Raw genomic sequence first — 25,234 nt, forward strand, 5'->3', positions numbered from 1 at the left:
CTGTCGACTTGGCCGAAAAGAGGATGAAAAATGACGAATTATGGCAGTTTTGAACTCGAGCGTTAATTTCATCACCCTCTTCGAAAAGCTTCCCTAAATACATCTCTCTATTTCCAGCTATCGATTTAACTGAAATTTAATTAATTTTTCTAAAACTTAACTTCAAAATCTAAAGCTTGAACGTTTACAAATCGATACCCTGACAAAAACTGACAAGAGAAGCTCCTATGACTATTAATGCCCCTAGCTTAACAGCTTACACCGAGGCTCAAATTGCTAATAAAAATAGCCCAGACAAAGAACTTTCCGCAACGCACAATAATAAGTTAGTAACCGGAGTTGCCCAAACCCAATCCGGCAATTTAGTAAGGCCTGCAAAACCAGAGGAATTAGCAAAAGCTCGCAAGGAACAAATCGAGCTTTTTAAAGAAGCTTTAAAAACAGAATATTCAAACGTTGAAGACAAGTTTTTTGATGAGCTTTTGAAAGATGAATCCGTTTTGACGCCAAGAGTTATTCATGAATCCATCGAAAAGTCAGAACAAAAAATAGCGCAATTACATAAAGAAAGCATTAAAGAAAAAGAGCACGTGCTCGAAAAAAGTGACTCTTTATCTACGATTAACACGCAAGATGCAGCAGTACATCTACGCGCGCCAAACTTTAAAACTCAAAGTCAAATTACCGACAAAGACATTGAAGAGTTTCTAAGTAGTGAGGATGGAATAAAGTTTATGGATATGCTCAATTATATCGACATAGACGGCGAGCATGACTTTCAAGGCGTCGCTCGTTCTAAGGAGTTCCGTAAGGAGATTGCATTCGAGCTTATAAAGTCCGGTAATGAATTGCCAAAACCCGTATCTTTTAACAAAGGCGATATTCTCGTTAAAATATCGACCTCTGAAGACTTAAGTCAACACAGCCTTTACTTTACAACTAAGTCAGAATTAGAAAAAGTTATAAAAGATGTTAATGATGGAAAGTGCAGCTCTATTGCGTCTGCATTTGGTTTGCCCGTAGGCAGTGTTGATGGTTCAGACTCTTACGTGATGCACATGGTTGAAGTAAAAGAAGATTGTACCGGTTGGACTTCAACTGTCGCCCCAACCAAAGAAGTTCACGGAAAGCTAAAAACGACGGGTGGCGCGACACAAGTATTTGTCGGAAGAAACAAGCTAAATGAAGTTTCCCAAGATAAACCTCTAGTAACACGAGAAGGGATTTCTGTAGCTTCTAATAATGATGTCGTCACAGGAGAGTCACCTGGAATGCTAGGTAGAATTTTATCCATGCTTAACTGGAACTAAAAGTTACACAAAATGAATGAAATTAATAAACTTGAACTTATATTCCAAGAGCTTGGCGAACATTGGGGATTTGAAAATTTTCGCTATAACAATGAACAACCTAATATCTTAATATTTAATGAGATATTAACCGTTCACTTAAAGCAAAGCGAAAATCAGAAAAATTTGGTAATTTTCGTAAATCTTGGACCAGCATACACTGACAATGCTACCAGCGAACAAAAGCTTCAACGGTTGCATAAAATTCTTGAAGCAAACTTACTATGGAAAGATACCAGCAATGGAACTCTCAGTTTAAAGTCATCTGGCGAGGTTATATACTGTTATCAAACCCCTATCAATTCATTAACTTCAGGGGGACTTGAAGCTTTTTTAGATGCGTTTGTTAATCAAGCGACACAACTTCAGCAAGACTTATTAACAGCTCCTCTGTGCAATGATGACTCTAACCTATTCAATAACGACGCCTCTATGTTGAGAATTTAAGGTTTGTGTCCTGATATTCGATTTATGTAATATTTGGAGCAGAGCCAAGCTCACTTACGGATAAGCTAGCTGGATTGATTTATCTCAAACAGGATTTATCAATCCAGTCTTAAGTAACATAACTTATTGTATTAAAAAACTTTATTTAACCAAACCTCCTTCACGTTTCGGCCTACTACCTGATTGTTGCCGATTGAAATTGAAACCTTTCATTTAAATCTTTACTAATTTTCAAGCATTAACCATATTATTTTTGGGTTTTTAAGCTAATTTTAAGATACGTACTTTAATCACTATCTATTTTTTAAAAGATCATGGCTGAACGTCCCTCCTATCAAGAACTAGAGCAAAAAGTTCGTGAACTAGAAAACACAGTTTCCAGTTTGTATAAGGAACGCGAACAACATGCAGATAGCTATATGCGATACAAAAATGTATTTATGCATATGCTGTACGAAGTTCATATTTGGCAGCTAGTTCGAGATGAGCAAGGTGTTATTAAGACATGGCGTTTAGTTGATGCAAACCCTGCGGCTTTACAAGCATGGAATAGAAACTTGTCTGAGGTCATCGACAAAACAACGGATGAAATCTTTCCGGAAGCCAATGCCACAACTAAATTTATGCCGATTGTGCAAAAAATATTTAAAGAAAAGAAGCCTCATGTGTGGGAAGAATATTTTTCGGGGACAGACCAAACGTTATTTATGATAAGCATTCCTCTGGATGATCAATTTATCAGCAGTGGTATGGATATTTCTGATGTAAAGAGAACTCAAAATGAATTGTATGATACTTATTTAAGATTAACCGAAAGCATTAAAGCCGCTAACATAGGATTATGGGACTGGAACTTATTAACCAACACAGTATGGTATTCGAAAGAGTGGAAAAGTCAGATAGGTTACGATGAAGAAGAAGTTAAAAATGATTTTTCCGAATGGAAAAGTCGAGTTCATCCCGATGATCTAGAAAAAACAATGACGGCGATAAGCGAAAGCCTTGAAAACTCCAGTAAAGATCATGAATCTGAATTTCGGTTTAAACACAAAGATGGAACTTACAGATGGATATTGTCACACGCAACTGTCTACAGAGATGAGAGTGGAAAGCCGAGTCGAATGCTGGGTTCACACATAGACATTACGCAAATTAAGCAAATGGAAAACGCTCTTAATCAAACACAAAAGATGGAAGCACTTGGTACATTGGCCAGTGGAATAGCTCATGACTTTAATAATTTACTGGCGCCTATCCTAGGTTATAGTGAGCTAATAAAGCTCAACCTTCCAGTCGACTCCAGTGAATCTAAGAATATTGAAAAAATAATTGAATCAGCAAGTAGAGCCAGGAAGCTGGCAGAAAAAATACTGGTAATCAATCGTTCGTCATCACTAAAAAAAGAATCTGTCTCATTAAGTAAGCTAATTGATGAAGTACTTATAGTAATTCAAGCTTCCTCTGAGAAAAACATTGTTATCAAAAAACATATTGATAAAAAGATCCCCCCAATATTGGCGGACACTTCTGAAATTTATCAAGTTGTCCTTAACTTATGTACAAACGCATTCCAGGCAATGGAAAATAATGGTGAACTAACCATTCGATTAAAAGAAGTTAAAGAAGGAACTATAAGCCTGTCAAGTGCTAATCAGTCTTGTCCTTACATTTGTCTAAGCGTTGGAGATAATGGATGTGGTATGAATACCGATACCTTAATTCATGCGTACGACCCATTTTTTACAACAAAGCAAAAGGGAGAGCAAAGAGGAACGGGATTAGGGCTTGCTATTGTCTCAAATATCGTACAAAAACATCGTGGTTTAATAGAAGCAGAAAGTACCCTCGGTAACGGTAGTTTATTTCGAGTGTATTTGCCAGCAGTACCCTCTGAAAAATTAGATGTTGTCGAAAATCATGAAACTATTTTTACTCATAAAAACGAAAAAATTATGCTTATCGATGACGAAACGGCACTCTGTGAACTTGGTAACCAACTACTGGAACAGCTGGGCTATGAAGTAACTTCATTCACAAATCCTAATTATGCTATAAAAGAGTTCGAGAAAAATAGTAGCAACTTCAACTTGGTTATTACAGATTACTCTATGCCGAACATGATGGGGCCAGAGGTAATAAAGTTTATTAAAGAAATTTCTCATGATACTCCAGTAATTATGCTTACCGGTTATACGAATTTCACGACCCAAGAGTATTTAAAACAATGGAAGTGTGATGCAATATTGCCTAAACCCTATCAGCTATATGAACTAGGCCAAGCTATCAGAAATATTCTAGATAAGTGAATGAATTTCTATAACTAAGAAAAGCTCATCAATACATCCTTTATTGCTATACAGTAATAAGCGAAAAGAAAAGTGTGATATACCTAGCAAGTATATCAAGAGAGTCTCTATATAAATTAGATTTCAACTATGTTCATAGTAACGCCTTAAAATAATGAGTGGTTGTTATGAAAAAGTTACATCAAGTATTGTTACTTGCCTCTTTCATATTTTGTTCATTAATCGTAACTGAAGTACAGGCAAAAGAATCCCTTAAATCTGGAGAGACCCTTCAATCAGGTCATTTTCTGGAATCATCGAATAACCAATATCGAATTTATCTCCAAGGTGATGGAAATTTAGTGGTTAGAAGCCTATCCACTGGCGACGCATTATGGTCTTCGAACACTCACCGAGAAAGCGGCGTTCAGCTCGTAATGCAAGGAGATGGCAACCTTGTTTTATACACCTCAACGGCAACACCAGTATGGGACAGTAAAACGAATGGGTTAACTATTTCTGAATTTAAGATCATGAATAATGGAGCCTTGTTTCTCCTCTCCAACGATCAACTTATTAAAACAATTTATGAAGGTGTCAAGGTACAAGCGAACCAGCTTTTAGTAAATGAATCACTAAGTCCTAACGAATATATTGAATCCTTAAATGGAAACTTTCGACTTCAACTTCAGAATGATGGAAACTTGGTACTTAGAAATGTTTACACAACACAAGCACTTTGGTCATCCTCCACTCAGCAAACAAATGGTATACGACTTACACTACAAGGTGATGGTAATCTTGTTCTATACACACCAGAAAACGTTCCACTATGGGATAGTAAAACCAACGGTCAGACCGTTACTGATTTATCACTCACTAATAGTGGCTCTTTAGTGCTCTATAATGGCAGTAGCGTAATAAGAGCAATTTACACTGCACAATCTAAAGATACTGTTGACTCATCCACGCTGAACAACAAAATAATGGCTGGCTATCAAGGTTGGTTTAATGCTCAAGGAGATGGCGCAAACAGAGGATGGCGACACTGGAGCAATCGCTCAGGTAATAAACCAGATGCCAACAATATAACCATTGATATGTGGCCCGATCTCCGTGAGTACGATCGTGACGAATTGTTTGATACGTCTTTTTATTATTCAAATAGTGAAAACGCTGGTCTTTATAGTGCTTTCAATAAAAAGACGGTTGAGCGTCATGTAAAGTGGATGCAAGACTACGGGCTGGATGGTGTTTTTGTACAACGTTTTATCGGCGAAGCTCTGGCGATGCGAAATATGCGCGACAAAGTCCTTAATAACATTCGCTCTGGCTCCGAAAAATACGGTCGAGTTTTTGCAAATATGTACGACATATCGGGGGGGAACTCCCGTACCCTAGTAAACGATATAAAAAATGACTGGATGCACTTGGTTGATACCTTAAAAGTAACTCAGAGCGATCGTTATCTTAAACATAAGGGGCGACCCGTACTTTCCATTTGGGGATTTGGCGTTCGTTCTGAATTTTCACCTTCACAGGCAAATGAGTTAGTTAACTGGTTTACCAGAGATGCCCCTGTCAAATATCGCGTTACCCTTAAATTTGGCGTCGACCACAAATGGCGAGATCACTCACCGGCCTGGCAAAATGTTTATCAAAAGTTGGATATCATAAGTCCATGGACTGTCGGACGATACAGAACCAGTCGAGAGGCCGATAACTTTCGTAATTCGCGAATAGAACCTGACTATGAACGATTAAGAAATACTAATATTGACTACATGCCAGTTGTCTTTCCAGGATTCTCATGGTGGAATTTAAAAGGAGAAAAGTTCAATTATATAAGAAGATATGGTGGTCGTTTTTTCTGGCGACAGATATTTAATACCATTGATACTGGATGTTCTATGATCTACATTGCTATGTTTGATGAAGTTGATGAAGGAACAGCCATTTTTAAAGTTGCAGAAAATGCCTCTCAAACACCCACAAGAGGCCGTTTTGTCACTTTGGACCAAGATGGCGAAGCGTTACCTTCCGACTGGTATTTAAAGCTCGCTGGTGAGGCAGGAAAAATTCTAAGAAATGAAATCCCGCTGACACCAACAATACCTATTCAACCATAAAAAATTTCTTAGAAGTAACGCGTGAAAACACAAGGAACGTGTCTCATAAACTCTTAGAGCTTTGACACATTCAGCGTTTTAGTAGCTGAATGTGTGATGCATACTATGTACGCCATAATAAAAGTTACACCATTAACTGTTACAGGATTAAAGGCGTCTATCAGTAACTCAGGCTTTATCAACAATACGTCAAGTAACAATACCAAAAGCAATAACATCGCTAAATAAACTGGAACTAGAGACTTTTTTAAAGTGACAATAGATAATGCCAAAAGTAGCTCAAATACTCCTGCAACAGGAGAAAAGATTGAAGCATCTAAATGGTGAGCTTGCATTAATTCGACTTCTGTCGGACTTAACCATAGAATTTTGGGCACTAAACCATGATAGGCAAATACGAAAGCAAGAGTCCAACGGGAAATGCGATTGATTTTTGCCAGTGTATTACTTGCCATTAAGGTATCGCTTATTATGGTCTGGTGTAGGCAATAAACATTGGTCATATTTGCCAAACAACTGGTATCGATTTAATGCAATTCTATCGTATAGCCAGTCCCTTAACCTTTTAGGGATCACTTTAAACAGCAATAACGCCCGCCATGGAGAACCCAGTTGGCTCATCACGTAAAAAAATGCGTCTGACTTTTCTAGACAAGTTTTCTTATCAATCACTAGCATCGTTTCATACTCGTCAAGGGAATAGTCAAAATGCTGAAGCAACTGCCTGCCTTCCGGTGACTGGACACTGGCTAATTTAAACCTATACTGCTTGTCATGCTTGATAATAAAATGACTCCAAGCGTTACAAAGCTTGCAGACGCCATCAAATAAAATAACGCTGTCGTTTTCCGTAAGTAATGGAGGCTTTGTTGCTGACTTTCTATTCATGTACTCGGGACAGAGTCGCTAATAAAGTAATAGGCTTACTACCCATTCTAACTCAAATATCAATATAGCATCTAGCTAAAAGTCAAGTTTTGATCATGAGGAAATGAACTCGACTGAGTCTCTTTTAAAAATCGTGCTGATCAGCTTGTATGGACAAGTAACTTAACCATTCTGCATTGCACCAGAAGATTTAAAGTGTAATTAATATGAAGGGTATGGAAAAGGCCAATTAAAATTGACCCTTCCAATAAAAATCAACTTTTAATAGCGTAAAGCTTTTTAGATGCACAACTGAAATTTTAAAAGTCGAACGTCTTTTAACTTGATTTACTTTTTACCAATAGTTTCAAAATCTACCGATTCGCTAATCGGCATATCCTTAAATAAAATTTCAATATCATGCGTTTCACCATTCATTTCAACACTCATATCAACGTTCATAACTTCATCCCAAGCGCCATAATGCCGAGCTTCTTCTTTAAATTTTTCACGCAAGTGTTGATCGATGATGAGTTCGCCTTTGGATGGGTAATTTTTTTCTTCCTCTGCTTTAGAAGAAAAAAGCTTGGCTACTCCAACGTCATACGATTGTCCTGATTTGGTCTTTATTTTAGCGCGCATGATTAAGCCTCTTTTTATTGAAATTATTATAGATACATCAGACTGCTAACTTGATTGCTATCCGAACATATCATAGTCGGTTGACAATACTAGTTTTAAATTCAACGGAAGAACTGAAGCAGAACTTTTAGCACGCCTTAAATATCTCTTCATAAAATACGAATAAAATTAAAGTCACAAAGCATCACTATTTATAAGGTATTTTAGACGTCAATCTCCATGGCATAACTCAACACATTGATATTTATTCGTACTAACTTTTTATCGTTTAAAGGTCAACTTGCTGCAACGCGTCGAAAAGAAAAAGAGATAAAAGAACGCCAACCGCGTTAAATAATTTAAACAGATGTTTTAATTCTGTATAAACACTCTAAAGATACAGAACTCGAAAAAAGATTTATACATACGACTGAGCGCTCTACAATAGTACTCAACAACATCAGTAAGGGAAATCATAATGTCAGAACACTCGTCGAAAATTATGTTAATTACCGGTGCATCCAGCGGGATTGGTGAGGCAACAGCTCGCACAGCCGCTAAAGCGGGATTAAGATTAATTCTTACTGCTCGTCGCGGAGACCTGTTAGAAAAATTAGCGACTGAGATAGGACAGGATAAAGCTCTTGCTGTACCTGCAGATATCACCAATTTCGATACGCTCAAACAGGTAGTCGCACAAGGCGTAAAACATTTCGGAGGTTTGGACGTTGTCTTCGCGAATGCTGGAACAGGAACTTCAACCCCAGGGACCGAAAACGGAGATCCTGCAGAGTGGCAAAAAATGATAGACCTAAATATCAATGCATTACTTTATACAGCAAAGCTCACATTACCGCATTTAAGAAAATCAACAGGGCATTTTATAATGACTGGATCGGTTGCCGGAAAAATTACATTAAAAGGATCCATTTATGGGGCAACGAAATGGTTCGTTCAAGGTTTTGGCAACAATCTCGCTGAAGAAATGAGAGAGTGGAATGGCCGCTGCACAACCATTGCTCCGGGTATGGTTAACACACCTTTCTTTGACGAGCCGAAACCCAACAAGCTCGATCCGCAAGACGTAGCCGATGCCGTCATGCATGCGATTAATGCAAATCCAAGAAATAACGTTCGAGAAGTCTTTTTGATGCCAAGATATTAACGGCAAAATTAACATTGCCTTTCTCTAGATTAGGTGGTTGAAATGGCTATAGAATACGAATGATATTTTGGAACCGCTAGGTGTACAACCAATACATCTGTTTTGTATGGATTGAGGCATCAGAATAATTAGTAAACGATACAGTATAGGAAATAGACCTCTTGAAATTGAGCTTCGTGATAACAAAACTCTTGAGAACTGATACGCGCAATGTTTCAGTTTCCATTTCAGCGAAAGGGTCCGTTCCAAGCGAGTTACTTGTTAAAGCAAATCTGAAAGATATTGCTAAATATATGGCTCAAGAGTGGTTAATATTAATTGCCACTTGGTTACTTCTCACCGTAAGCCCAACTTGGCTCTATCCTTTGGGCGTAATCATTATCTGTGGACGGTTTAATGCTCTTGGAGCATTACTGCACGATGCCTGCCATGTAAAACGATCAGATACAGTTTATTCTACATTAGTTGATTGGCTGGGTGGCTATCCTATCGGACTTTCAATAGAGGGGATGCGTTATCACCATTTGCGACATCACCGTTACGCCTGTACCGAGCTCGATCCTTACCTTAAACGCGCTGTAGAACAAAATAAGCTCATGCGTTTGATGAGCTATCTAAGAGGGCTACTGGTGATTATCGCCTGGTGTATTCGCCCTTATTACGGGCTACTCGCTCGAATTTGGCCGAATCTTAAAAATGGGTACGCAAAATTTTTCTTTGGTGATAAATCAAAAGAAGATCTCAGTGGAGCAAAAGACATTGACTTGTGTCTGCAACGCGATATCGGTCAAATAATTTATCAAAGCATCATTATCGGACTCGTGTTCGCATTCCCCAACTGGATGTTTCTGAACTACATTATTCCGCTTATAGCGGCGTCAGTTCTCAATAGTTATCGTGTCGTTGAAGAACATACGCATGAAGTGACAGACGATCACTCCCCTATAAACATTGTCAATTACACTAATGATCAACCAATGGATTTTATAAGTCGCTTCTTATTTTTTCCAAGAAATATTGGTTATCATCGCATGCATCATTTGCACCCTACAGTAAGATACGAAAAGCTCCCAGAACTGCAACGTTGGTATGCTGAGTATAATAAAACAAGCAGTTGTCGAAAGGCACTAGCCATAAACGAATAATTCGCGACTCAAAGTTTTCGAAAAGAAAAAGAGCTACATCCAACCTTTCAACTTAGCATTTTGAATTTCTTTATGCTTTTTAAGTAAAGCTTCTCGCTTTGATTTATTCTCTCTATCTAAAATTTTGTAATTCTTATGTTTCGCAAAATAAGGGCCTAACCAGCCTTCTTCATGAGTACGTGCCATAGTCCATGACATATTTTTTGGAAAAACCAAATAATCTGAAAGTGAACAAGATTTAGGTAACTCATTTGTTACTATCGCTAACTCTCCATCATTGGGAAGAATAATATATTCTGGTTCTAATCGAGATAAGTATTCCTTTTCAGCTTCCTCCCCCTCTACTGCCAGATATTTCTTAAAACTAAATATATGCCAATGATAAGCTTTAATATTTGCGCCCGATTTATCTTTACAATAGACTCTAATCCAATTAGCTTCGATTTCTCTCGTTTCTGCCTCATTGTAAACACGAATGACCTTGCCTGGTTCAACGGTATATTCTGGTTGACTCAAACTTCTTGCTCCTATTACAACTACAATTTTTTAAAAATCTTTTTAAAGACAGTTGCAACAAACTGTTTAATATTAACGGGAATAATGACAAACATGGCTATCCCTTTGTTAAAGTTTGGGTTGACCCTGCAGTAGTACTGAATCTCAAGTTTATTGCTCTCTTTGAATTCTGCAAGTTCACTTTCTGAATAGTTACTTATCCTGCCCGTCGGTACTAAACAACGCAAACCTGCTTCAGGACTAACTTCGCCACTCGAATTAAATCGTTCAAAAAGTTTATTTGATTCCGAATGATGAGGATGCGGCCAAACGATTCCCGTATTTTTTGCAATTGCTCGATACATTGCAGGACTCAACATGGTGTCTGCGTAATAGATTTTCCGCCAAGGGTGAAACAGCCAACACTTTAAACTTTCCAATAACGAAAATTTAAAAGTATTGCCCCCCTTTCTAAACTCAGGATAGAAGCCCGCAGAAGCTCGAATAACAATAGCGCCCACTTCATTACTAAAAGTCAGCAAACAATACCCAACTAACTTGTCGCCATTAAAATAAAGCCTGAGTTTTCGTTGAAATGCATCGGCGCCCGTAAAATATTTCTGTAAGTATGCTTCAGGCGAAACATTCGAAAAGCTAACCTGAATGATTTCAGCAATAGCTTCACGCTCTGAGTCTGACATCCACTGCTTGGTTTGCGTTAAATCCTTTGTTCGTAATTTCACAAGCAAATACCCCTAATCAGTTCTAAAACGCCGAACCATCAAATCTATTACTACGCCCTATTAACCTGTTTACCTTAAACAATTTCAATAAGGTCAATAGGTTAGTGAAGCTAACCTAGATATCGATACCGGTCAAACTCAATAAAATAAATGTTACTCGAAAAAGAGGTAAAAAGAATGAAAATGGAATGACCACCAGCAAAAAGTAGATATACAATCGATTTTGTATATAATTCATACAGGAGCTCATGCCTTTGTCTTACAGTCAATATAGCGGTAAATATTGTGATCGAGAAATGTCCCAAGTGCGGTAGCCAAGATATATCTGCTGAACAGTGTCACACCTGTGGAATCTATTTTGAAAAATATGCGCGTTACGAAGAGCATAAATTAAACATAGAAAACGCCAGAAGCCAAGGTAAATCAGACTCAAACAATAATCAGATAAAAAAACAACACGTCGCAATTTCAGTTGCAATCGTTGCGATCATTATTATTTTTTATAGCTTCCAAAAAGACGAGGAAGCCGCTATCCCCGTTCCGCAAAAAGTCACCAAGGCAGATGAATCAAAAGCCAAAGATAAGCAGAACCCTAACAGCGTTGCGCAACGGCTACAGGCATCTCATCTACCAAAGAACTCAATTGAAAAAGCAAGAAACGCAACCGTATTTATTCAAACAGAATGGGGGTCAGTAGGATCGGGATATATCATGGATTCAGACTGTAATGTGATAACTAATCGACATGTTGTAGAGTTTGATCAGCAAGGAGCTATTGCCGAAGCCTTAAACTCAACCGAACTTCAAGAAGAATATGTGCGACAACAGCACCGAATATTACTAGCAATTCGAGACAAGCGTTATGAATTAGAGGATTTGCTCAATTGGAAAGGCGAGACTGACAAAACACGTCAACTCAGAAAAGAAATATCATTATTGCAGCAAGAACTTGAAAAGATGCCTAAGAACGTTCAACAATTGGTAGAAAAGGAAGTCAGCAAACAAGCTTGGGATTATAAATATTCCAGTCTCTCAGTTTCTTTAGTGGATGGCACTGAATATAAAGTAAGAGATGTAAAATTTTCAGATCGTTTTGATCTAGCGCGTTTTCGAATTAAAGCTGAAGATTGTCCATACTTAGAGCAAGCAGACTCCACCGGTATACCTCAAGGTAGCCAATTATTTACTATTGGTAACCCATCTGGATTAACCTACACAGTAACCTCTGGTGTATTTTCTGGTTATCGCAAAGAAGGTGAAAGCACATTTTTACAAACGGATGCTCCAATAAATCCGGGCAATAGTGGTGGTCCGTTAATAAATCCAAACGGCAAAGTGATTGGCGTAAATACTATGGTACTAAGAGATGCTCAAAATATTGGCTTTGCGATACCCGTAGAATATATCTCTGAAGCATTTTAAAGGATTGCTTGTGTAGTGCTCAACCCTTTACCGAACAAATACTCAAACTTAAAACATTTGATACTGCTAGCAACTACTCTTTTTGAAAAACCAACTAGATAGGTTATGTCATTGACAAATGATAGTTGAAAAACCACCGCATATTAATCGCTTACCATCAAAGGGCATAGGATTATTTTCTGAATTCATACGAGGATCTTCCATAATACGCTTCCACCCCTGGTCACGAACTTCTTTAGACGGCCAAACCATCCAGGAAAATACAACAACTTTATTTTCTTTACACTTTATCGCCTTTGGGAATGAAGTCACCTCTCCTTCAGGTACATCATCACCCCAGTTTTCGTATATTTCTGAAACACCATACTCTTTGAAAACACTCGCCATAAACTTTGCCTGTTCAATATATTTTTCCTTATTTTCGGCAGGCACCGGAATTACATAACCATCAACGTATGACATTGTTATTTCCTCTCTATTAAATTCAAACAGTTTCTATCTTATTCGCAGTGACTAGAGTTAAAACCTAATATTGCATTTCCTTCAGTACCTAAGTTTAGCCGAGATGTATAAAAATTTAAGTTCTTATAACTCGAGGACAAATGACATTATTTCCGAAGCACTATGGGCTTCTTTCTCTTTCCTGAATGCAGGGTTACTATAATGATAAGCTCTATAAGATGCACCATCGTGCAGCTCTACAACCAGTGCGTAACCGTCGAGTACAACGAAATCAAGTTTCGGTAGTTTAGATTCATCGGGAAGGGACCAAACATTAAGGTTTTCTAGTTTTTTGTATATTTTTCCCCAATCGAATATATCATTATGCTTTAACCCGCAGGATTCGAGATTATTATATCTTTCAATAACATCACATCGATGATAAATGCTCTCTAAAAAATACTCTAATTCTTCTGGCTCATCTTTCCATGCATCAGAACTTCTATCATAAATTAAAACTTTTTGACCTGAGACAACTCCAGCCCCATCAATATTAAGAATTAATAAGTCTTCCGGTGAAATAATTCCGAAGCCAACCCAGATTCTTATCTCCTTGTTTCCAGCTGCTATCACCTTTTCTCGCAAAGGGACCAAGCCTACCGCTCGAGCTTTTTCATCAGTATATTCTACGAAACCTGCTGTTTCATCTTCTATTTTTTCTAACGGTAAAGGCTCATTGTGCACACAACTAGATAACAAAATTGACATTACAACTGGGATGAACTTCATAATATTTTACTGCCTCAGTAGCCAAATTATCATAGAAAACGAAAAGTCAGATTAGTGTTCAATGTCATCCGCAGCTCCCAAAGCATACATCAAGCTCCTTTAACTTGAACTATACTAAACGTATCAGTTCAAGGATAGGTACATTAAGTTAAAAACGAATTTCAAAGCATGGAACGTTGCCTCAATGCTCCTTAAATAGCAGTTGTATTTACGCTAGAAGCAGTGTCTACGGAAAAACCTTTAAATATTCGACAATTTCGGAACTTTCAAAATTTAACTTCTGATATAAAGTGCTTAAGTGACTTCATACTAGTTAACAGGTTATCAATTAACACGTAAACCTGTAGCAATCACCGCTACAGGCTTTTTAAAACGTACCTTACTTATTCAGGAGGTATTCGGCTACGGATTGATAAGCTGGTAAGGAAGTAGGATCAATCTTCGCATTTTTTGCTGTTGGAAAAGACGCGTAACGTACAATAACCATTTCTGCTTTAGGATCAATGTAAATAGTCTGTCCGTGCACACCGCGAGCTGCATAGGCGCCATGCTCATTATGAAAAACCCACCACATACTTTTATAACTACCATTCGCCAACGATTTATACCCTGCTTTTGAAAATGCTTTTCTATTACCGCCAGCTCGAATATTTTCTACCACTTTTTTGGGGAATAATCGTTGGCCATTAATCTCTCCTTGATTCAACATTAACAACCCAATCCTTCCCAAGTCTCGTAAGCCAGCACTTAAGCCACCTCCGGCAAAAGGCGTTCCTTTCGCATCCACCGTCATGTAAGCGTCTTGCTCTGCGTTTATCTTACTCCAAATACGTTCTGATAAATTTTGTGCTAAGTCTTTGCCCGTTACTTTTGCGATAAGCCATCCCAATGCATCGGTATTAATTGTTTTGTAGCCAAATGCCTCACCATGTTTACCTTTTTGTTTTACAGTGGCTAAATACTCAAAATAACCATTCGGCCCTTGGTAGTCTTTCGGCTTTGGCAATGGGCTTGCTGCTTTCGAATAAATCCAAATATCGGCGTTAGGGTTAGAGTAATCTTCGCTATAATCAAGCGCGGTCGTCATATCCATAACTTGACGCACTGTCGCACTACCAAAAGCGCTACTTTTGAGTTCTGGAATTATTGAACCAACCTTGGCATTTTCGTCAAGCTTCCCTTCGACCACTAACGTTTCTGCAATAAGGCCCGTAAGAGACTTGGTCATTGACATTGCGGCGTGTTTACCTTGCTCATCAAGACATCCGAAATACCTTTCGTAAACAACTTTACCCTTATGTAAAATTAATATGCCATCGGTGTAATTGGCTGAAAGAGACTCTTTCCAAGTCATAATTTGTTGACTGCCTGTCGGCATAAAGGTTAACGAATCAATGCGCTTATCAAGATCATGTTCCAACCGAACAGGATCACCAATACCTCGACTAATTTGCTTCGTTGGCATAAGTTCTCTTATGTGGCATACCGTCCATCGTAACTTGGGAAAGCTAAAAAAATTCGAGTCCGGCTGCATGATGAGTTTTTCAGGCGGAACGGGTGAGCCCGTCATCCACTTCAATATCTTCGGGTCAGATTGTTCTGCAGTTAAGAGAGACTTACTTGAAGATAGTTTTGTGTCAGCAAGATTAGTTGGGGAAAAGAAAACCAAAACAAACAGCAATAAATACAGAGAACGAATCATAAGAAGTTCCATTAGTTTATTGTGAACTTATATCCTCTCACAGTATTAATAAAAACTTTTGAGGATTCATAGGTACTATTGATTATTTGACATTATTACACTGTTTTTCATTAATTGGATCAATAGAACGATACAAGATTAGCAATAACTACCTAATTATTCAGCAACTCATCTCGTAAACAAATAAAGAATTTTATACAAATAGATTCAGGCACCCCGAAGGGGCCTGTTGGAAGGGAAATTTATAATTGTGTTTTTATAAAATCTAAGCCGCCGGTAACTGCTGCAACTTGTGCTTTAACACAATCTTCGTCCGTTACTCTTGGACTGTCAGGATAGACTTCGGTGGTTGTTGCATAATCACAATCGGTAAATCCAGCACAAAGTCCTGCTTCTTTCATAGGGTAATTAATAACACCCTCTTGAGAAATAGGTTCACCGATGATTTTGCCAGTCTCATCAGGCGGAGCAATATGAGTAACTTCGCGAACGTTATCGATAATAGCCTTTTGAAAATCGTGCTCTGGCCTTTCTGTATTTCCTACCAGGTAAAACCCATCAGGAATATTCCATACGGACTGTTCAACACCATCCCTTGCTGCTTTTGCAGGACGAAAAGTCGTGTTATCAGAATCGGTCGTTTCATGTAAATCAAAATGCGCAACAACGAACCCCGGAAGTTGATCGATATACTTCATAAACAGAGTAGCCTCTTCCGCTTCTCCATCTGAAGAAAACGATCGGTTTGGATCGACCGTATATGGATTCCAACGATTAATCGTTTCGTATCCCCATGGACTAATACAGGGCGCAACAATAATGTTAAAAACATCACTGTAGTTTTTTATTTCGCTCTTTACAAAACTTAAAGCTCCGTGAACACCGCTGGTTTCATAACCATGAACCCCACCAGTGACAACAACGGTCGGTTTCGCCTCATCCCAATCTTTTGTTCGAACTACAAACAAAGGATAGCGTTTTTTATTAAACGATAATGAACCGTACTGCTTAACATCAAATTCATCTTTAATGGCTTTTAATTCTAGCAGTACGTCATTCTTATAGGAACGAAGTACTTTTTGACTTTTGTGCCATATTGATTTTTCATTTCCGCCCCAAGGGCTAATTTCTAATAATTCTTCGGGTGTTGAATTCGCTTGCATAGATCGACCTATTTAATGATTCCATCTAAAATATAAAACACTTTACCTTGTTTATTTTTGTTAAACGCATCGACTGTCAGATTTTCAAACTTATCCTTATAACGTTCATAGACTTCTTCAACGGAATTAAAGTGACGAACATGGGAAGTATAAGGAAAGTTAGGTACGGTCCCAATAAAATAGGTTCCTGAGCGAATTCTATCGAGAACTTCTAAGTCGCCTTCAACATGCTCTAGAAACTCAGTACAAACAACACAGTCGTATTCTACCGTTGTAAATAAATCTGTTTTAAATGCATCTTCAACGGAAAAGTTAAATTGAGGTGTCACTTTTTCAGCCTGTTCAATTCGTTTTGGGCTAAAATCGAACCCATGATAATGCTTAATACCTTTGTCAGCGATAAAACTCGCGAGTTGACCCGGACCACACCCCACTTCAAGGACCGATTGTTTTTTCTGACGAACTAATCGGTCACAAATAACGGTCCAAATAAAGTAATATTTTGATTCTGTATAATGAGACTTCCAATGATCGGCTCTTTCGAATGATTCGTCGTACCAATCCGCGCTTTTTTCTCCGTCTGATTTTCCATAACGTGATTTTTTATTCGAGCTTGTAAACTTATTTCTTAATACTTTTAGCATAGCGAAATAGCTCCAGTTACAATGTTACTATCGTAAAAAGATCGACATTGCCGTGGTTATAATTGTTATAAAAGAATGGTCTATGAGCATTAATTTCGGCTTCTTGTTATGACTCATTTAACCGATGGATCCTACAACCGCCTTATCCTAACATTCAAAGTCAGCGAATTCAGAGAAAAAATTTTAAAAACGTGAAAGCATCGAAATTTTGAACCTTTTTTGCGTAATAAATTTCAAAAAGAAATAATAAAAAGAATTAAACAAAAAAAATAGCTATCTAGACTTCCAAAAAATATATGACAAGAAAAATACAATTTTGATTGATAACAAGAGCAGGCTTCTGTACTTCAACATCTAACGGTTAAATAACGTATAAAAAAAAGCCGGCAGATGCCGGCTTTTTTATTTAGCGAAAGGCGTATTTAATATTAATGACGCCAATGGTGCTTTTCTTGCTTTTCTTTAACCGCTTTTGCTGTAGCTTCTGGCATACCGCTTAAATTCAAGCGCTCAAAAAAGAATGGTTCACGTTTATGTCCCTTTCGCGCCACCTCATTCATTGACTTAGCATCAAATAACCGACCATTAATCATCGTATAAGCAACAAACTCAGAACGCTTAATGTCAGTTAGAACATCGCCATCGATAATTGCCATATCAGCAAGTTTACCCGGCTCGATAGAACCAATATCTTTGTCCATACCTAAATACTTCGCGCCGTCATAAGTTGCGCCACGTAACGCTTCCCAAGGAGTAAACCCGCCTTGATTCATCATCCAGATTTCCCAGTGGGCGGCTAAGCCTTCACGCTGACCATGTGCACCAATAACAACTCGAACACCTTTGTCGCGTAATTCTTTAGCAAACTTTGCAACTTTGATGTGGTTGTAATGATCATCAGGTGCTGTCGTACGACGAATGGCTTGTGGCTCTACGAGAAACTTAGGCGTCCAACGCAATAATCGCTCGTTTTCCCAAACATTAGTGCGGTCATACCAATAGGTTTCACCGCTTAACCCACCGTAGGCAACACCAAAGGTTGGAGAATAGCCACTCTCAGTTTGCGACCACAATTGCTTAACATCATCGTATCCTTTAGAGATTGGTAAAGCATGCTCAATGCCCGTATGACCATCTATCACCTGAGTCATATTGGCATAGAATTTTGCACCACCTTCGGGTACAACCATGATGCCCAATTCATTACCTGCAGCGATAACTTGCTGACGTTGATCACGACGAGGTTGGTTATAACTTTTTACTGAAATAGCGCCCAAATCTTTAAGGCGTTGAACATGGAATTTAGCATCGTCATAACCATTAATTTTCGCTCGATATCCTGGCGCTTTTGCGCCATACAAAATCGTACCGGTTGAATAAATTCTCGGACCAACAATAGAACCTTTACGCTGCATTTCTGACGCCGCAAAAATTTCGCTACTGTCGTTAGATGGATCATGAATGGTAGTTACGCCAAAACCAAGACTCGAATAGTTTGACCAATTTTGTTCTGGAATGATCTCGTTCATGCCCTGTGAACCATGAGCGTGCACGTCAACCATGCCAGGAATAATCGTTTTACCCTCGACGTCAACCACTTGCGTACCACTTGGGATTTGTACATCGCCGTTTTTACCAACGGCTTCGATACGATTACCATTAACAATGACAACGCCGTTATCGATCACTTCTTGCGTTGAGTCGGCATCTTTCATAGTTACGATTTTGGCACCCACTAAAGCGATACGACCTTTTGGAATGTCCGCTTTAACTTTGAATCCCAAATCGATTCCAGCTGTCGCTGGTTCTGGTAACTCCTCTGGAGCGCCAGGCATGTAATCGTAGGCATCTTTTAAATCGCGAGTAAATAAAGTCGCGCCATGAGCCCAACTGACTTGCTTACTATTTTTAGACCAATGGAGATACTCACCACTTCGCTTTGATAATCGCTTTACTTGAACAGAGCTGGTGGTTGAACCCATGCTTTCCGATTTACCGGTTTTTATAAAAGGAGCAACATACGCATCGAATTGCTCAAGGAAAGCCACCCACTTACCATTGGGTGATACACGATATTCAACAATGTCATTACTGGTATAGTGATCACGAACTTCTTTACCCGCTAAATCAACGCTGTGCAAACTCGCTCCTTTTCCCCAACCAAAGTTAGTGAAGTAAATACGTTTGGGGTCAGCACCAAAGTGTGGACGATAACCAGAATCGTGTACACGACGCATTCCATCGCCATCAGCGTCAGCAATGTAAATACCCGGCTCCATTGAATTTTCAGGTGACGTTAGGTAACCGCCTGTAAATCGACGGAACACAACCGACTCACCATCTGGTGAAAAATCTGGCTCTACATAATGCCCAGGTTCAGTCGTGATCACGTCACCACTACCACCATCAGCATCAGCCACACGAACGCTTCCTAATTTTTTGTCATCCCAAGTCACATACGCAATTGACTCACCATCCCGACTAAAGGTTGGAAAATATTCAAAGTGGTCATTTTGCGATGTTAAACGCTCTCGTTTACCGGAATCAATGTCACGAATATAAATTTTACCTAATGCTTGATATGCAATTTTTTCACCATCAGGAGATTTTTGTGCCCAACGAATCATTTTTACGTCAAAAGATTCTGGAGCAACATCTACGTTAAATCGTAATGCATTCGTGATTTTTTTCTCGACTTGAATTTCCATTGGCAACGTTTTGTGCTGACCGGATTTCGCATCTACTTTATGAATTTTTCCGCCAGCCCAAATGACTAACGAACGATTGTCGGGCGTCCAGCCAAAATGAGTGAAGTTACCCTGACTGCCATTGGTTTCTTGTAAGTCACGATCGAGGCCATCAAACAATGGCTTTTCCAAACCTGTTTTTAAATCTTTTACAAATAAAACCGTTTTTTCATCGACTCGACGAACAAAAGCTAAATGCTTCCCATTGCTCGAAGGTGTTGGAGCAATTGCTCCACCTGGGCCACCCACTAATTTAATGTCTTTACCGGTTTCTCGATCATAACGACGAATGCTAAAAATTTCTGAGGTCGGATTTTTATTGTATTGCCAAACCGTTCCTGGCGTTGAATCTACCGAATAATAAATGTAACGGCCGTCTGGAGTAAATGCTGGTTCAGCAATTGTCTTTTGCGCCTGCTCACCGCCGATACGTTTTTTGATTTGCAAGCCATTCCCACCGGCTTTGTGATACATCCAAATTTCACCAGCAGCGATACTTCTTGCCGAAACAAAACCTTTTTTAACGGCAATGTATTCACCATCGGGTGACCAATTTGGGTTGTGTACTAAATTAACTTTTTCCTTTGAGACTTGCTTGGGCTCAGTTCCGTCGGCATTCATCACCCACAAATTGTCGGCCCCACTTTCATCGCTAATGTACGCGATTTGTTTACCGTCGGGACTGAATCGAGGTTGCATTGCCCAACTTAAACCTTGAGTTAATGGCTTTGCTTTTCCACCATCAATGGGCATTGCATAAATATCACCCAACATATCAAAAATAACCGTTTTTCCATCAGGACTAACATCAACATTACTCCAAGTAGTTTCTGTCGTGTTGATAGTGATTATTTTTTGTTCGCCTGGAGGGTTGTTTACGTCCCATTTTTTATCTTTGGCGCTGTCTTTTGCGTTATCTTGAGTACCGGCTGCGGCGACAGAGTCGCTCTCCGCAACCGGTTTGTCGTTTGACCAAACCGGCACATTCGCCAGTGCAGAGGTCAAAGCGACAGTGATGCATGTAGCTTTAAACGTCATTACCTTCTCCCAAAAGTATCTCTAAAAGTCTTAAACCTATTTTTGTGAGTTGCAGACTAGCGATCTTTGGCAGGCAGGTAAAGAGTGAATTTGTTTCAAAATCTGATGGCCAGAAAAACTTAAATTAAAACGACCTTTTAAGGCTCATCCGATGAGCGCTTCATTTGTTCTTTGTTGTCGAACATTTGTTTATCAGCTTGCGATAACAGAGCTTCAATCGTCTCTCCATCGTCAGGGTACAAGCTATAACCAATACTTGCTTCAATATGCTGTTTTTGTTGATTAAGCAAAATAGAGTGACGTAGTCGATCGCGTATCCGATTGAGTAAATCATCAATATCATGCTTAGTGGCATAATCGTTCGCTAAAATAACAAACTCATCCCCGCCAACCCGAGCAACGACATCACTCTCACGAACTGCATCATTTAACCGACGTGCGACTTTAACCAATACGACATCTCCGGCTTCATGACCTAGGGTATCGTTAATTTGTTTAAAGTCGTTTAAATCAATAAATACCACTACCATTTTAGTTTTATGGCGATGCGCTAATCCAGCCAAAACATCGAATGATTCAAACAGTCGCCGGCGATTCATCAATCCTGTAAGGCTATCGGAGTGAGCCAACTTAAGAGCCAGTTCTTTTGCTTCAATTAATTCACTTTTGAAACTGTTGAATTTTACATATAACAAACTGCAAGCAAATAAAATGGATAAAACACCAGCGATAAGAAAACCAATGGGAGCGAACCACTCAATTTGTCTTAAAAACGGATAGTCAGCATAATGAATGGCTAGAAGAGCCGACACAAATACAACGATCAACTCACCAGCACTCTTTCTTGACTTATAAAATAAACAAGCTGTGTAAAAATGAGTGGCAAATAAAAAGACGGCAGGAATGATAGTTGAAACAAGAAAATAGTCGGTCAGCAAGAAAAATGTACTAAACCAAATTATGGTTCCGATGCAACCTATTACCCAGTACAAAATTGATTGATCGGCATTAAAATGTCGTATCGTTCCCGATACAACAAACACACTATAGATAACATAAAAAGTAACGTTCAAGTAATCCATTTGAGATACAGCAACATGAGGTGATAAAAATATCAGCGCCATATAGGCGGAAGCCAATATAAAAAATCCAATTGACCATTGTTTTGCACCATCTTGGGAACCGGGGATAGAACTCAAGTAAAGTAACATTATGGCGACCAACAAAACCCCTGTTGAACTAATGCTTAAAACTTGAATTAATAACGGCATGCAGTTTCGAGATAAAGTATGTGACCTTAATCAACTATAGTTTAAATTAAGTATAATGAAAGTATCCTAACAACACGGTACACCAAACCTATGTGGAAAGCATTTAACAGTCTTACTCCCGAATTCATTCAGCAAAGAAAAACAATGCAAGCCATATGTCGAGAATTTGCTCGAGATCCCAGTAAAGGCAATTTAAAAAAGTTAAAGTCACAATTTCAATATTGTGGTCAAGGTGTATTTATCGAATACGGATTTCACTGCGACTACGGTGATCAAATATCACTCGGTGATCGCGTTTATATTAATTGCAAAACCACGATTTTAGATGGTGGTGAAGTCTCAATCGGTGATGACAGCCTGATTGGTCCTAACGTTCAAATCATTACCGTGGGCCACTCAAGCGATCCCAAGAAACGTTTAGACAAAGCCAACTTTTGTCGCAACGTAATAATCGGATCAAATGTGTGGATTGGTGCGGGCGCAATAATATTGCCCGGAGTACGAATTGAAGATAATGCCATTGTTGGAGCCGGCAGTGTCATAACACGAGACGTTCTGTCAAATACGACAGTCGCCGGAAATCCGGCGAGACCAATTAATAATCCCGCTTTTTAGTTAAAAATATTCTTTAGATAAAAACTCAAATAAAACTCAATCGAATAATCGATTGAGTCCGTTTAATGCAGCCACTCGGTAAGCTTCAGCCATTGTTGGATAGTTAAAGGTGGTATTGACAAAATACTCAATCGAATTTCCTTCACCTTTTTGTTGCATGATGGCCTGACCGATATGAATAATTTCCGATGAACGCTCACCGAAACAATGAATGCCTAATATTTCTTTAGTTTTGCGATGGAATAAAATTTTCAAACTGCCCACCGTTGTATCGGCAATTTGTCCTCGCGCTAAATCTTTAAAGCGCGCTCGACCAACTTCATAGGGCACTTGTTCTTCCGTCAACTCTTGTTCGGTTTTTCCAACAGAGCTAATTTCAGGAATGGTATAAATGCCGGTTGGTATATCTTTAATCAATCGTAAATTACAAGCTTCCTCTAAAATATTTGCCGCCGCAATACGTCCTTGATCCAGTGCCGCACTCGCTAAACTCGGATAACCAATTACATCACCCACTGCGTAAATGTTATCGACTTTAGTTTGATAACAACTATTAACTTCCAGTTGGCCACGACTATTGGGTTCTAACCCTATTTTACCGAGTTGCAGTGTATCGGTATTACCGGTTCGACCATTGGCAAATAATAAACAGTCGGCTTTAATTTTCTTCCCTGATTTTAAATGAACGACAACGCCATCGTCTTGTCCAGCCACCGTATCGTATTCTTCAGTATTACGAATAATAACGCCGCTATTCCATAAATGATAACTCAGAGAATCTGTAATTTCTTTATCCAAAAATGACAACAATTGATCGCGCATATTGACCAGATCAACTTTAACGCCAAGACCGCGAAATATTGATGCGTATTCACAACCGATTACTCCTGCACCATAAATAATAATATGACGCGGATTTCTTTTCAGAGATAAGATGGTGTCAGAATCATAAATGCGCGGGTGCTTAAAATCGATATCCGCCGGTCGGTAAGGTCGAGACCCCGTCGCTATAATAATATTTTTTGCAGTCAATTGTTTGAGCGTGCCATCCGCTTCTTCGACTGCAATGGTGTTTTTATCGACAAACTGCGCTTCACCATAATGAACATCGACACGGTTACGCTCGTAAAAACCTGCGCGTAAACTCACTTGCTTTTTTATCACTAATTCGGTGTGACGTTGGATATCGGCAAAAGTTAAAGTACCCGGATGATCGAGTTCTTGAAATAATGGACTCGAATTATATTCGACCAAGCGAGCTACCGAATGCCGCAGTGCTTTTGAAGGAATGGTTCCCCAATGGGTACAACCGCCACCTACTTTTTTGTATCGTTCTATCAGGGCGACATTCTTTTTGTGTTTTGCCAAGTTCATAGCGGCACTTTCACCGCCAGGACCGGATCCGATAACTATGGCATCATACTGGTACTTCGACATATTAATTCTATTAACTCTTAAATTTTTAAACTTTTGCTGTACGGCTAACTTTCAAATCGCAGGCTTTTCAATTCGAAATAAAAAGGCATTGCGAACTGCAATGCCTTAATTGTAGTTGAATCAACTCGTTACGTCTTCATTTATCAGGTTTTTGGCAATGTAACACCGGTTTGTCCCTGATATTTTCCGCCACGGTCTTTATAGGAGGTTTCACAAATTTCGTCTGATTCATAAAATAACATTTGTGCGACACCTTCATTAGCATAAATTTTCGCAGGTAATGGAGTCGTGTTCGAAAACTCGAGTGTCACGTGCCCTTCCCATTCTGGCTCTAACGGAGTCACGTTAACGATAATGCCACATCGAGCATAAGTCGACTTTCCTAAACAAACCGTTAACACACTGCGAGGAATCCGGAAATATTCGACCGTTCTTGCCAGCGCAAAAGAATTCGGTGGAATAATACAGACATCCGATTTTACATTAACAAAACTTTTATCATCGAAAGCTTTAGGATCAACGATGGCCGAGTTGATGTTGGTAAAAATTTTAAATTCGTCAGAGCATCGAACATCGTAACCGTAACTAGAAGTTCCGTACGAAACAATTCGTTGATCGTTTGAGTAACGCACTTGATTGGGCTCAAACGGATCAATCATGCCCTCATTTTCCGCCATGCGACGGATCCACTTATCTGATTTTATTGACATGGGATACCT

Annotated in this window: 23 protein-coding genes; 8 read left to right on the forward strand and 15 right to left on the reverse strand. The window is 39.0% G+C overall.

From position 1 onward, the window contains the following. Nucleotides 1-227: 227 nt before the first annotated feature. The 4 genes from FAX86_RS10375 (at nt 228) to FAX86_RS10390 (ending at nt 6,210) form a co-directional block, all read left to right on the forward strand. The gene (locus FAX86_RS10375) at nt 228-1,310 is read left to right on the forward strand and encodes a hypothetical protein (protein ID WP_144393349.1); all 1,083 of its coding nucleotides are present in this window, start codon (nt 228-230) and stop codon (nt 1,308-1,310) included. A 12-nt stretch (nt 1,311-1,322) separates the two neighbouring features. Further along, nucleotides 1,323-1,796, forward strand: a complete 474-nt coding sequence (locus FAX86_RS10380; protein WP_144393350.1) for a type III secretion system chaperone — start codon at nt 1,323-1,325, stop codon at nt 1,794-1,796. A gap of 314 nt (nt 1,797-2,110) precedes the next feature. Next, a complete protein-coding gene (locus tag FAX86_RS10385) occupies nt 2,111-4,102 on the forward strand; it encodes a PAS domain-containing hybrid sensor histidine kinase/response regulator (RefSeq protein WP_144393351.1) in 1,992 nt (663 codons plus the stop codon). 167 nt (nt 4,103-4,269) lie between these two features. After that, entirely contained in the window at nt 4,270-6,210 is a 1,941-nt protein-coding gene (locus FAX86_RS10390; protein WP_144393352.1) for a hypothetical protein, read from the forward strand. A 53-nt stretch (nt 6,211-6,263) separates the two neighbouring features. Here FAX86_RS10390 and FAX86_RS10395 read toward each other — a convergent pair whose 3' ends face one another. The 3 genes from FAX86_RS10395 to FAX86_RS10405 all read right to left on the reverse strand — a co-directional run bounded on the left by FAX86_RS10395 (nt 6,264) and on the right by FAX86_RS10405 (nt 7,719). Then, on the reverse strand, nt 6,264-6,665 hold the full coding sequence (locus FAX86_RS10395; protein ID WP_144393353.1) for a DoxX-like family protein: 402 nt from the start codon (nt 6,663-6,665) through the stop codon (nt 6,264-6,266). Beyond that, complete coding sequence (locus FAX86_RS10400) at nt 6,655-7,098, reverse strand: thiol-disulfide oxidoreductase DCC family protein (RefSeq protein WP_144393354.1); 444 nt, start codon at nt 7,096-7,098, stop codon at nt 6,655-6,657. Before FAX86_RS10400 ends, FAX86_RS10395 begins: the two co-directional genes overlap by 11 nt. Before the next feature lie 327 nt (nt 7,099-7,425). Further along, nucleotides 7,426-7,719 carry a hypothetical protein gene (locus tag FAX86_RS10405; protein ID WP_144393355.1) on the reverse strand — a complete coding sequence of 98 codons (294 nt, stop codon included), beginning with the start codon at nt 7,717-7,719 and terminating at the stop codon, nt 7,426-7,428. A 457-nt stretch (nt 7,720-8,176) separates the two neighbouring features. Between FAX86_RS10405 and FAX86_RS10410 the strand changes: the two genes are divergently transcribed. Both FAX86_RS10410 and FAX86_RS10415 read left to right on the forward strand, forming a co-directional pair. Beyond that, on the forward strand, nt 8,177-8,863 hold the full coding sequence (locus FAX86_RS10410) for an SDR family oxidoreductase (RefSeq protein ID WP_144393356.1): 687 nt from the start codon (nt 8,177-8,179) through the stop codon (nt 8,861-8,863). A gap of 176 nt (nt 8,864-9,039) precedes the next feature. Beyond that, nucleotides 9,040-10,008, forward strand: coding sequence for a fatty acid desaturase family protein (locus FAX86_RS10415; RefSeq protein WP_144393357.1), 969 nt, complete (start codon nt 9,040-9,042; stop codon nt 10,006-10,008). A gap of 33 nt (nt 10,009-10,041) precedes the next feature. Here FAX86_RS10415 and FAX86_RS10420 read toward each other — a convergent pair whose 3' ends face one another. The 3 genes from FAX86_RS10420 to FAX86_RS22745 all read right to left on the reverse strand — a co-directional run bounded on the left by FAX86_RS10420 (nt 10,042) and on the right by FAX86_RS22745 (nt 11,484). After that, entirely contained in the window at nt 10,042-10,524 is a 483-nt protein-coding gene (locus tag FAX86_RS10420; RefSeq protein WP_164503541.1) for a DUF4275 family protein, read from the reverse strand. 20 nt (nt 10,525-10,544) lie between these two features. Then, complete coding sequence (locus tag FAX86_RS10425; protein ID WP_144393359.1) at nt 10,545-11,246, reverse strand: hypothetical protein; 702 nt, start codon at nt 11,244-11,246, stop codon at nt 10,545-10,547. A 115-nt stretch (nt 11,247-11,361) separates the two neighbouring features. After that, nucleotides 11,362-11,484 (reverse strand): hypothetical protein, encoded by a 123-nt coding sequence (locus FAX86_RS22745; protein ID WP_281286407.1) that lies wholly within the window; start codon nt 11,482-11,484, stop codon nt 11,362-11,364. 47 nt (nt 11,485-11,531) lie between these two features. On the opposite strand from FAX86_RS22745, the gene FAX86_RS10430 reads away from it, so the two are divergent. Beyond that, nucleotides 11,532-12,668 (forward strand): S1C family serine protease, encoded by a 1,137-nt coding sequence (locus tag FAX86_RS10430; protein WP_144393360.1) that lies wholly within the window; start codon nt 11,532-11,534, stop codon nt 12,666-12,668. 108 nt (nt 12,669-12,776) lie between these two features. Here FAX86_RS10430 and FAX86_RS10435 read toward each other — a convergent pair whose 3' ends face one another. The 7 genes from FAX86_RS10435 to FAX86_RS10465 all read right to left on the reverse strand — a co-directional run bounded on the left by FAX86_RS10435 (nt 12,777) and on the right by FAX86_RS10465 (nt 22,463). Continuing rightward, nucleotides 12,777-13,130 carry a DUF1428 domain-containing protein gene (locus FAX86_RS10435; RefSeq protein ID WP_144393361.1) on the reverse strand — a complete coding sequence of 118 codons (354 nt, stop codon included), beginning with the start codon at nt 13,128-13,130 and terminating at the stop codon, nt 12,777-12,779. A gap of 123 nt (nt 13,131-13,253) precedes the next feature. Beyond that, nucleotides 13,254-13,898, reverse strand: a complete 645-nt coding sequence (locus FAX86_RS10440; RefSeq protein WP_144393362.1) for a hypothetical protein — start codon at nt 13,896-13,898, stop codon at nt 13,254-13,256. Nucleotides 13,899-14,277: 379 nt separating this feature from the next. Continuing rightward, nucleotides 14,278-15,600 (reverse strand): serine hydrolase domain-containing protein, encoded by a 1,323-nt coding sequence (locus tag FAX86_RS10445; RefSeq protein ID WP_246128573.1) that lies wholly within the window; start codon nt 15,598-15,600, stop codon nt 14,278-14,280. Nucleotides 15,601-15,842: 242 nt separating this feature from the next. Beyond that, nucleotides 15,843-16,763 carry a M14 family metallopeptidase gene (locus FAX86_RS10450; RefSeq protein ID WP_144393363.1) on the reverse strand — a complete coding sequence of 307 codons (921 nt, stop codon included), beginning with the start codon at nt 16,761-16,763 and terminating at the stop codon, nt 15,843-15,845. An 8-nt stretch (nt 16,764-16,771) separates the two neighbouring features. Then, entirely contained in the window at nt 16,772-17,407 is a 636-nt protein-coding gene (locus FAX86_RS10455) for a class I SAM-dependent methyltransferase (protein ID WP_144393364.1), read from the reverse strand. 428 nt (nt 17,408-17,835) lie between these two features. Beyond that, entirely contained in the window at nt 17,836-21,192 is a 3,357-nt protein-coding gene (locus FAX86_RS10460; RefSeq protein ID WP_144393365.1) for an amidohydrolase family protein, read from the reverse strand. A 137-nt stretch (nt 21,193-21,329) separates the two neighbouring features. After that, nucleotides 21,330-22,463: a GGDEF domain-containing protein gene (locus FAX86_RS10465; RefSeq protein WP_144393366.1), complete on the reverse strand. Its 1,134-nt coding sequence runs from the start codon at nt 22,461-22,463 to the stop codon at nt 21,330-21,332. 90 nt (nt 22,464-22,553) lie between these two features. On the opposite strand from FAX86_RS10465, the gene FAX86_RS10470 reads away from it, so the two are divergent. Continuing rightward, nucleotides 22,554-23,078, forward strand: coding sequence for a sugar O-acetyltransferase (locus FAX86_RS10470; protein WP_144393367.1), 525 nt, complete (start codon nt 22,554-22,556; stop codon nt 23,076-23,078). Nucleotides 23,079-23,114: 36 nt separating this feature from the next. Here the strand turns inward: FAX86_RS10470 and sthA are convergent, their stop codons facing one another. Both sthA and dcd read right to left on the reverse strand, forming a co-directional pair. Continuing rightward, on the reverse strand, nt 23,115-24,515 hold the full coding sequence (gene sthA, locus FAX86_RS10475) for a Si-specific NAD(P)(+) transhydrogenase (RefSeq protein WP_144393368.1): 1,401 nt from the start codon (nt 24,513-24,515) through the stop codon (nt 23,115-23,117). A 143-nt stretch (nt 24,516-24,658) separates the two neighbouring features. Then, nucleotides 24,659-25,225 (reverse strand): dCTP deaminase, encoded by a 567-nt coding sequence (dcd, locus tag FAX86_RS10480; RefSeq protein WP_144393369.1) that lies wholly within the window; start codon nt 25,223-25,225, stop codon nt 24,659-24,661. Nucleotides 25,226-25,234 lie beyond the last annotated feature (9 nt).

The organism is Pleionea sediminis (assembly GCF_007570825.1).
Lineage (GTDB): Bacteria > Pseudomonadota > Gammaproteobacteria > Enterobacterales > Kangiellaceae > Pleionea > Pleionea sediminis.

Excerpts from the sequence above, each read along its gene's own strand:
- FAX86_RS10375 (WP_144393349.1), top strand. The coding sequence starts at position 228 with ATGACTATTAATGCCCCTAGCTTAACAGCTTACACCGAGGCTCAAATT.
- FAX86_RS10380 (WP_144393350.1), top strand. The coding sequence starts at position 1,323 with ATGAATGAAATTAATAAACTTGAACTTATATTCCAAGAGCTTGGCGAA.
- FAX86_RS10385 (WP_144393351.1), top strand. The coding sequence starts at position 2,111 with ATGGCTGAACGTCCCTCCTATCAAGAACTAGAGCAAAAAGTTCGTGAA.
- FAX86_RS10390 (WP_144393352.1), top strand. The coding sequence starts at position 4,270 with ATGAAAAAGTTACATCAAGTATTGTTACTTGCCTCTTTCATATTTTGT.
- FAX86_RS10395 (WP_144393353.1), bottom strand. The coding sequence starts at position 6,665 with ATGGCAAGTAATACACTGGCAAAAATCAATCGCATTTCCCGTTGGACT.
- FAX86_RS10400 (WP_144393354.1), bottom strand. The coding sequence starts at position 7,098 with ATGAATAGAAAGTCAGCAACAAAGCCTCCATTACTTACGGAAAACGAC.
- FAX86_RS10405 (WP_144393355.1), bottom strand. The coding sequence starts at position 7,719 with ATGCGCGCTAAAATAAAGACCAAATCAGGACAATCGTATGACGTTGGA.
- FAX86_RS10410 (WP_144393356.1), top strand. The coding sequence starts at position 8,177 with ATGTCAGAACACTCGTCGAAAATTATGTTAATTACCGGTGCATCCAGC.
- FAX86_RS22745 (WP_281286407.1), bottom strand. The coding sequence starts at position 11,484 with ATGAATTATATACAAAATCGATTGTATATCTACTTTTTGCTGGTGGTC.
- FAX86_RS10435 (WP_144393361.1), bottom strand. The coding sequence starts at position 13,130 with ATGTCATACGTTGATGGTTATGTAATTCCGGTGCCTGCCGAAAATAAG.
- FAX86_RS10440 (WP_144393362.1), bottom strand. The coding sequence starts at position 13,898 with ATGAAGTTCATCCCAGTTGTAATGTCAATTTTGTTATCTAGTTGTGTG.
- FAX86_RS10445 (WP_246128573.1), bottom strand. The coding sequence starts at position 15,600 with ATGATTCGTTCTCTGTATTTATTGCTGTTTGTTTTGGTTTTCTTTTCC.
- FAX86_RS10450 (WP_144393363.1), bottom strand. The coding sequence starts at position 16,763 with ATGCAAGCGAATTCAACACCCGAAGAATTATTAGAAATTAGCCCTTGG.
- FAX86_RS10455 (WP_144393364.1), bottom strand. The coding sequence starts at position 17,407 with ATGCTAAAAGTATTAAGAAATAAGTTTACAAGCTCGAATAAAAAATCA.
- FAX86_RS10460 (WP_144393365.1), bottom strand. The coding sequence starts at position 21,192 with ATGACGTTTAAAGCTACATGCATCACTGTCGCTTTGACCTCTGCACTG.
- FAX86_RS10465 (WP_144393366.1), bottom strand. The coding sequence starts at position 22,463 with ATGCCGTTATTAATTCAAGTTTTAAGCATTAGTTCAACAGGGGTTTTG.
- FAX86_RS10470 (WP_144393367.1), top strand. The coding sequence starts at position 22,554 with ATGTGGAAAGCATTTAACAGTCTTACTCCCGAATTCATTCAGCAAAGA.
- sthA (WP_144393368.1), bottom strand. The coding sequence starts at position 24,515 with ATGTCGAAGTACCAGTATGATGCCATAGTTATCGGATCCGGTCCTGGC.
- dcd (WP_144393369.1), bottom strand. The coding sequence starts at position 25,225 with ATGTCAATAAAATCAGATAAGTGGATCCGTCGCATGGCGGAAAATGAG.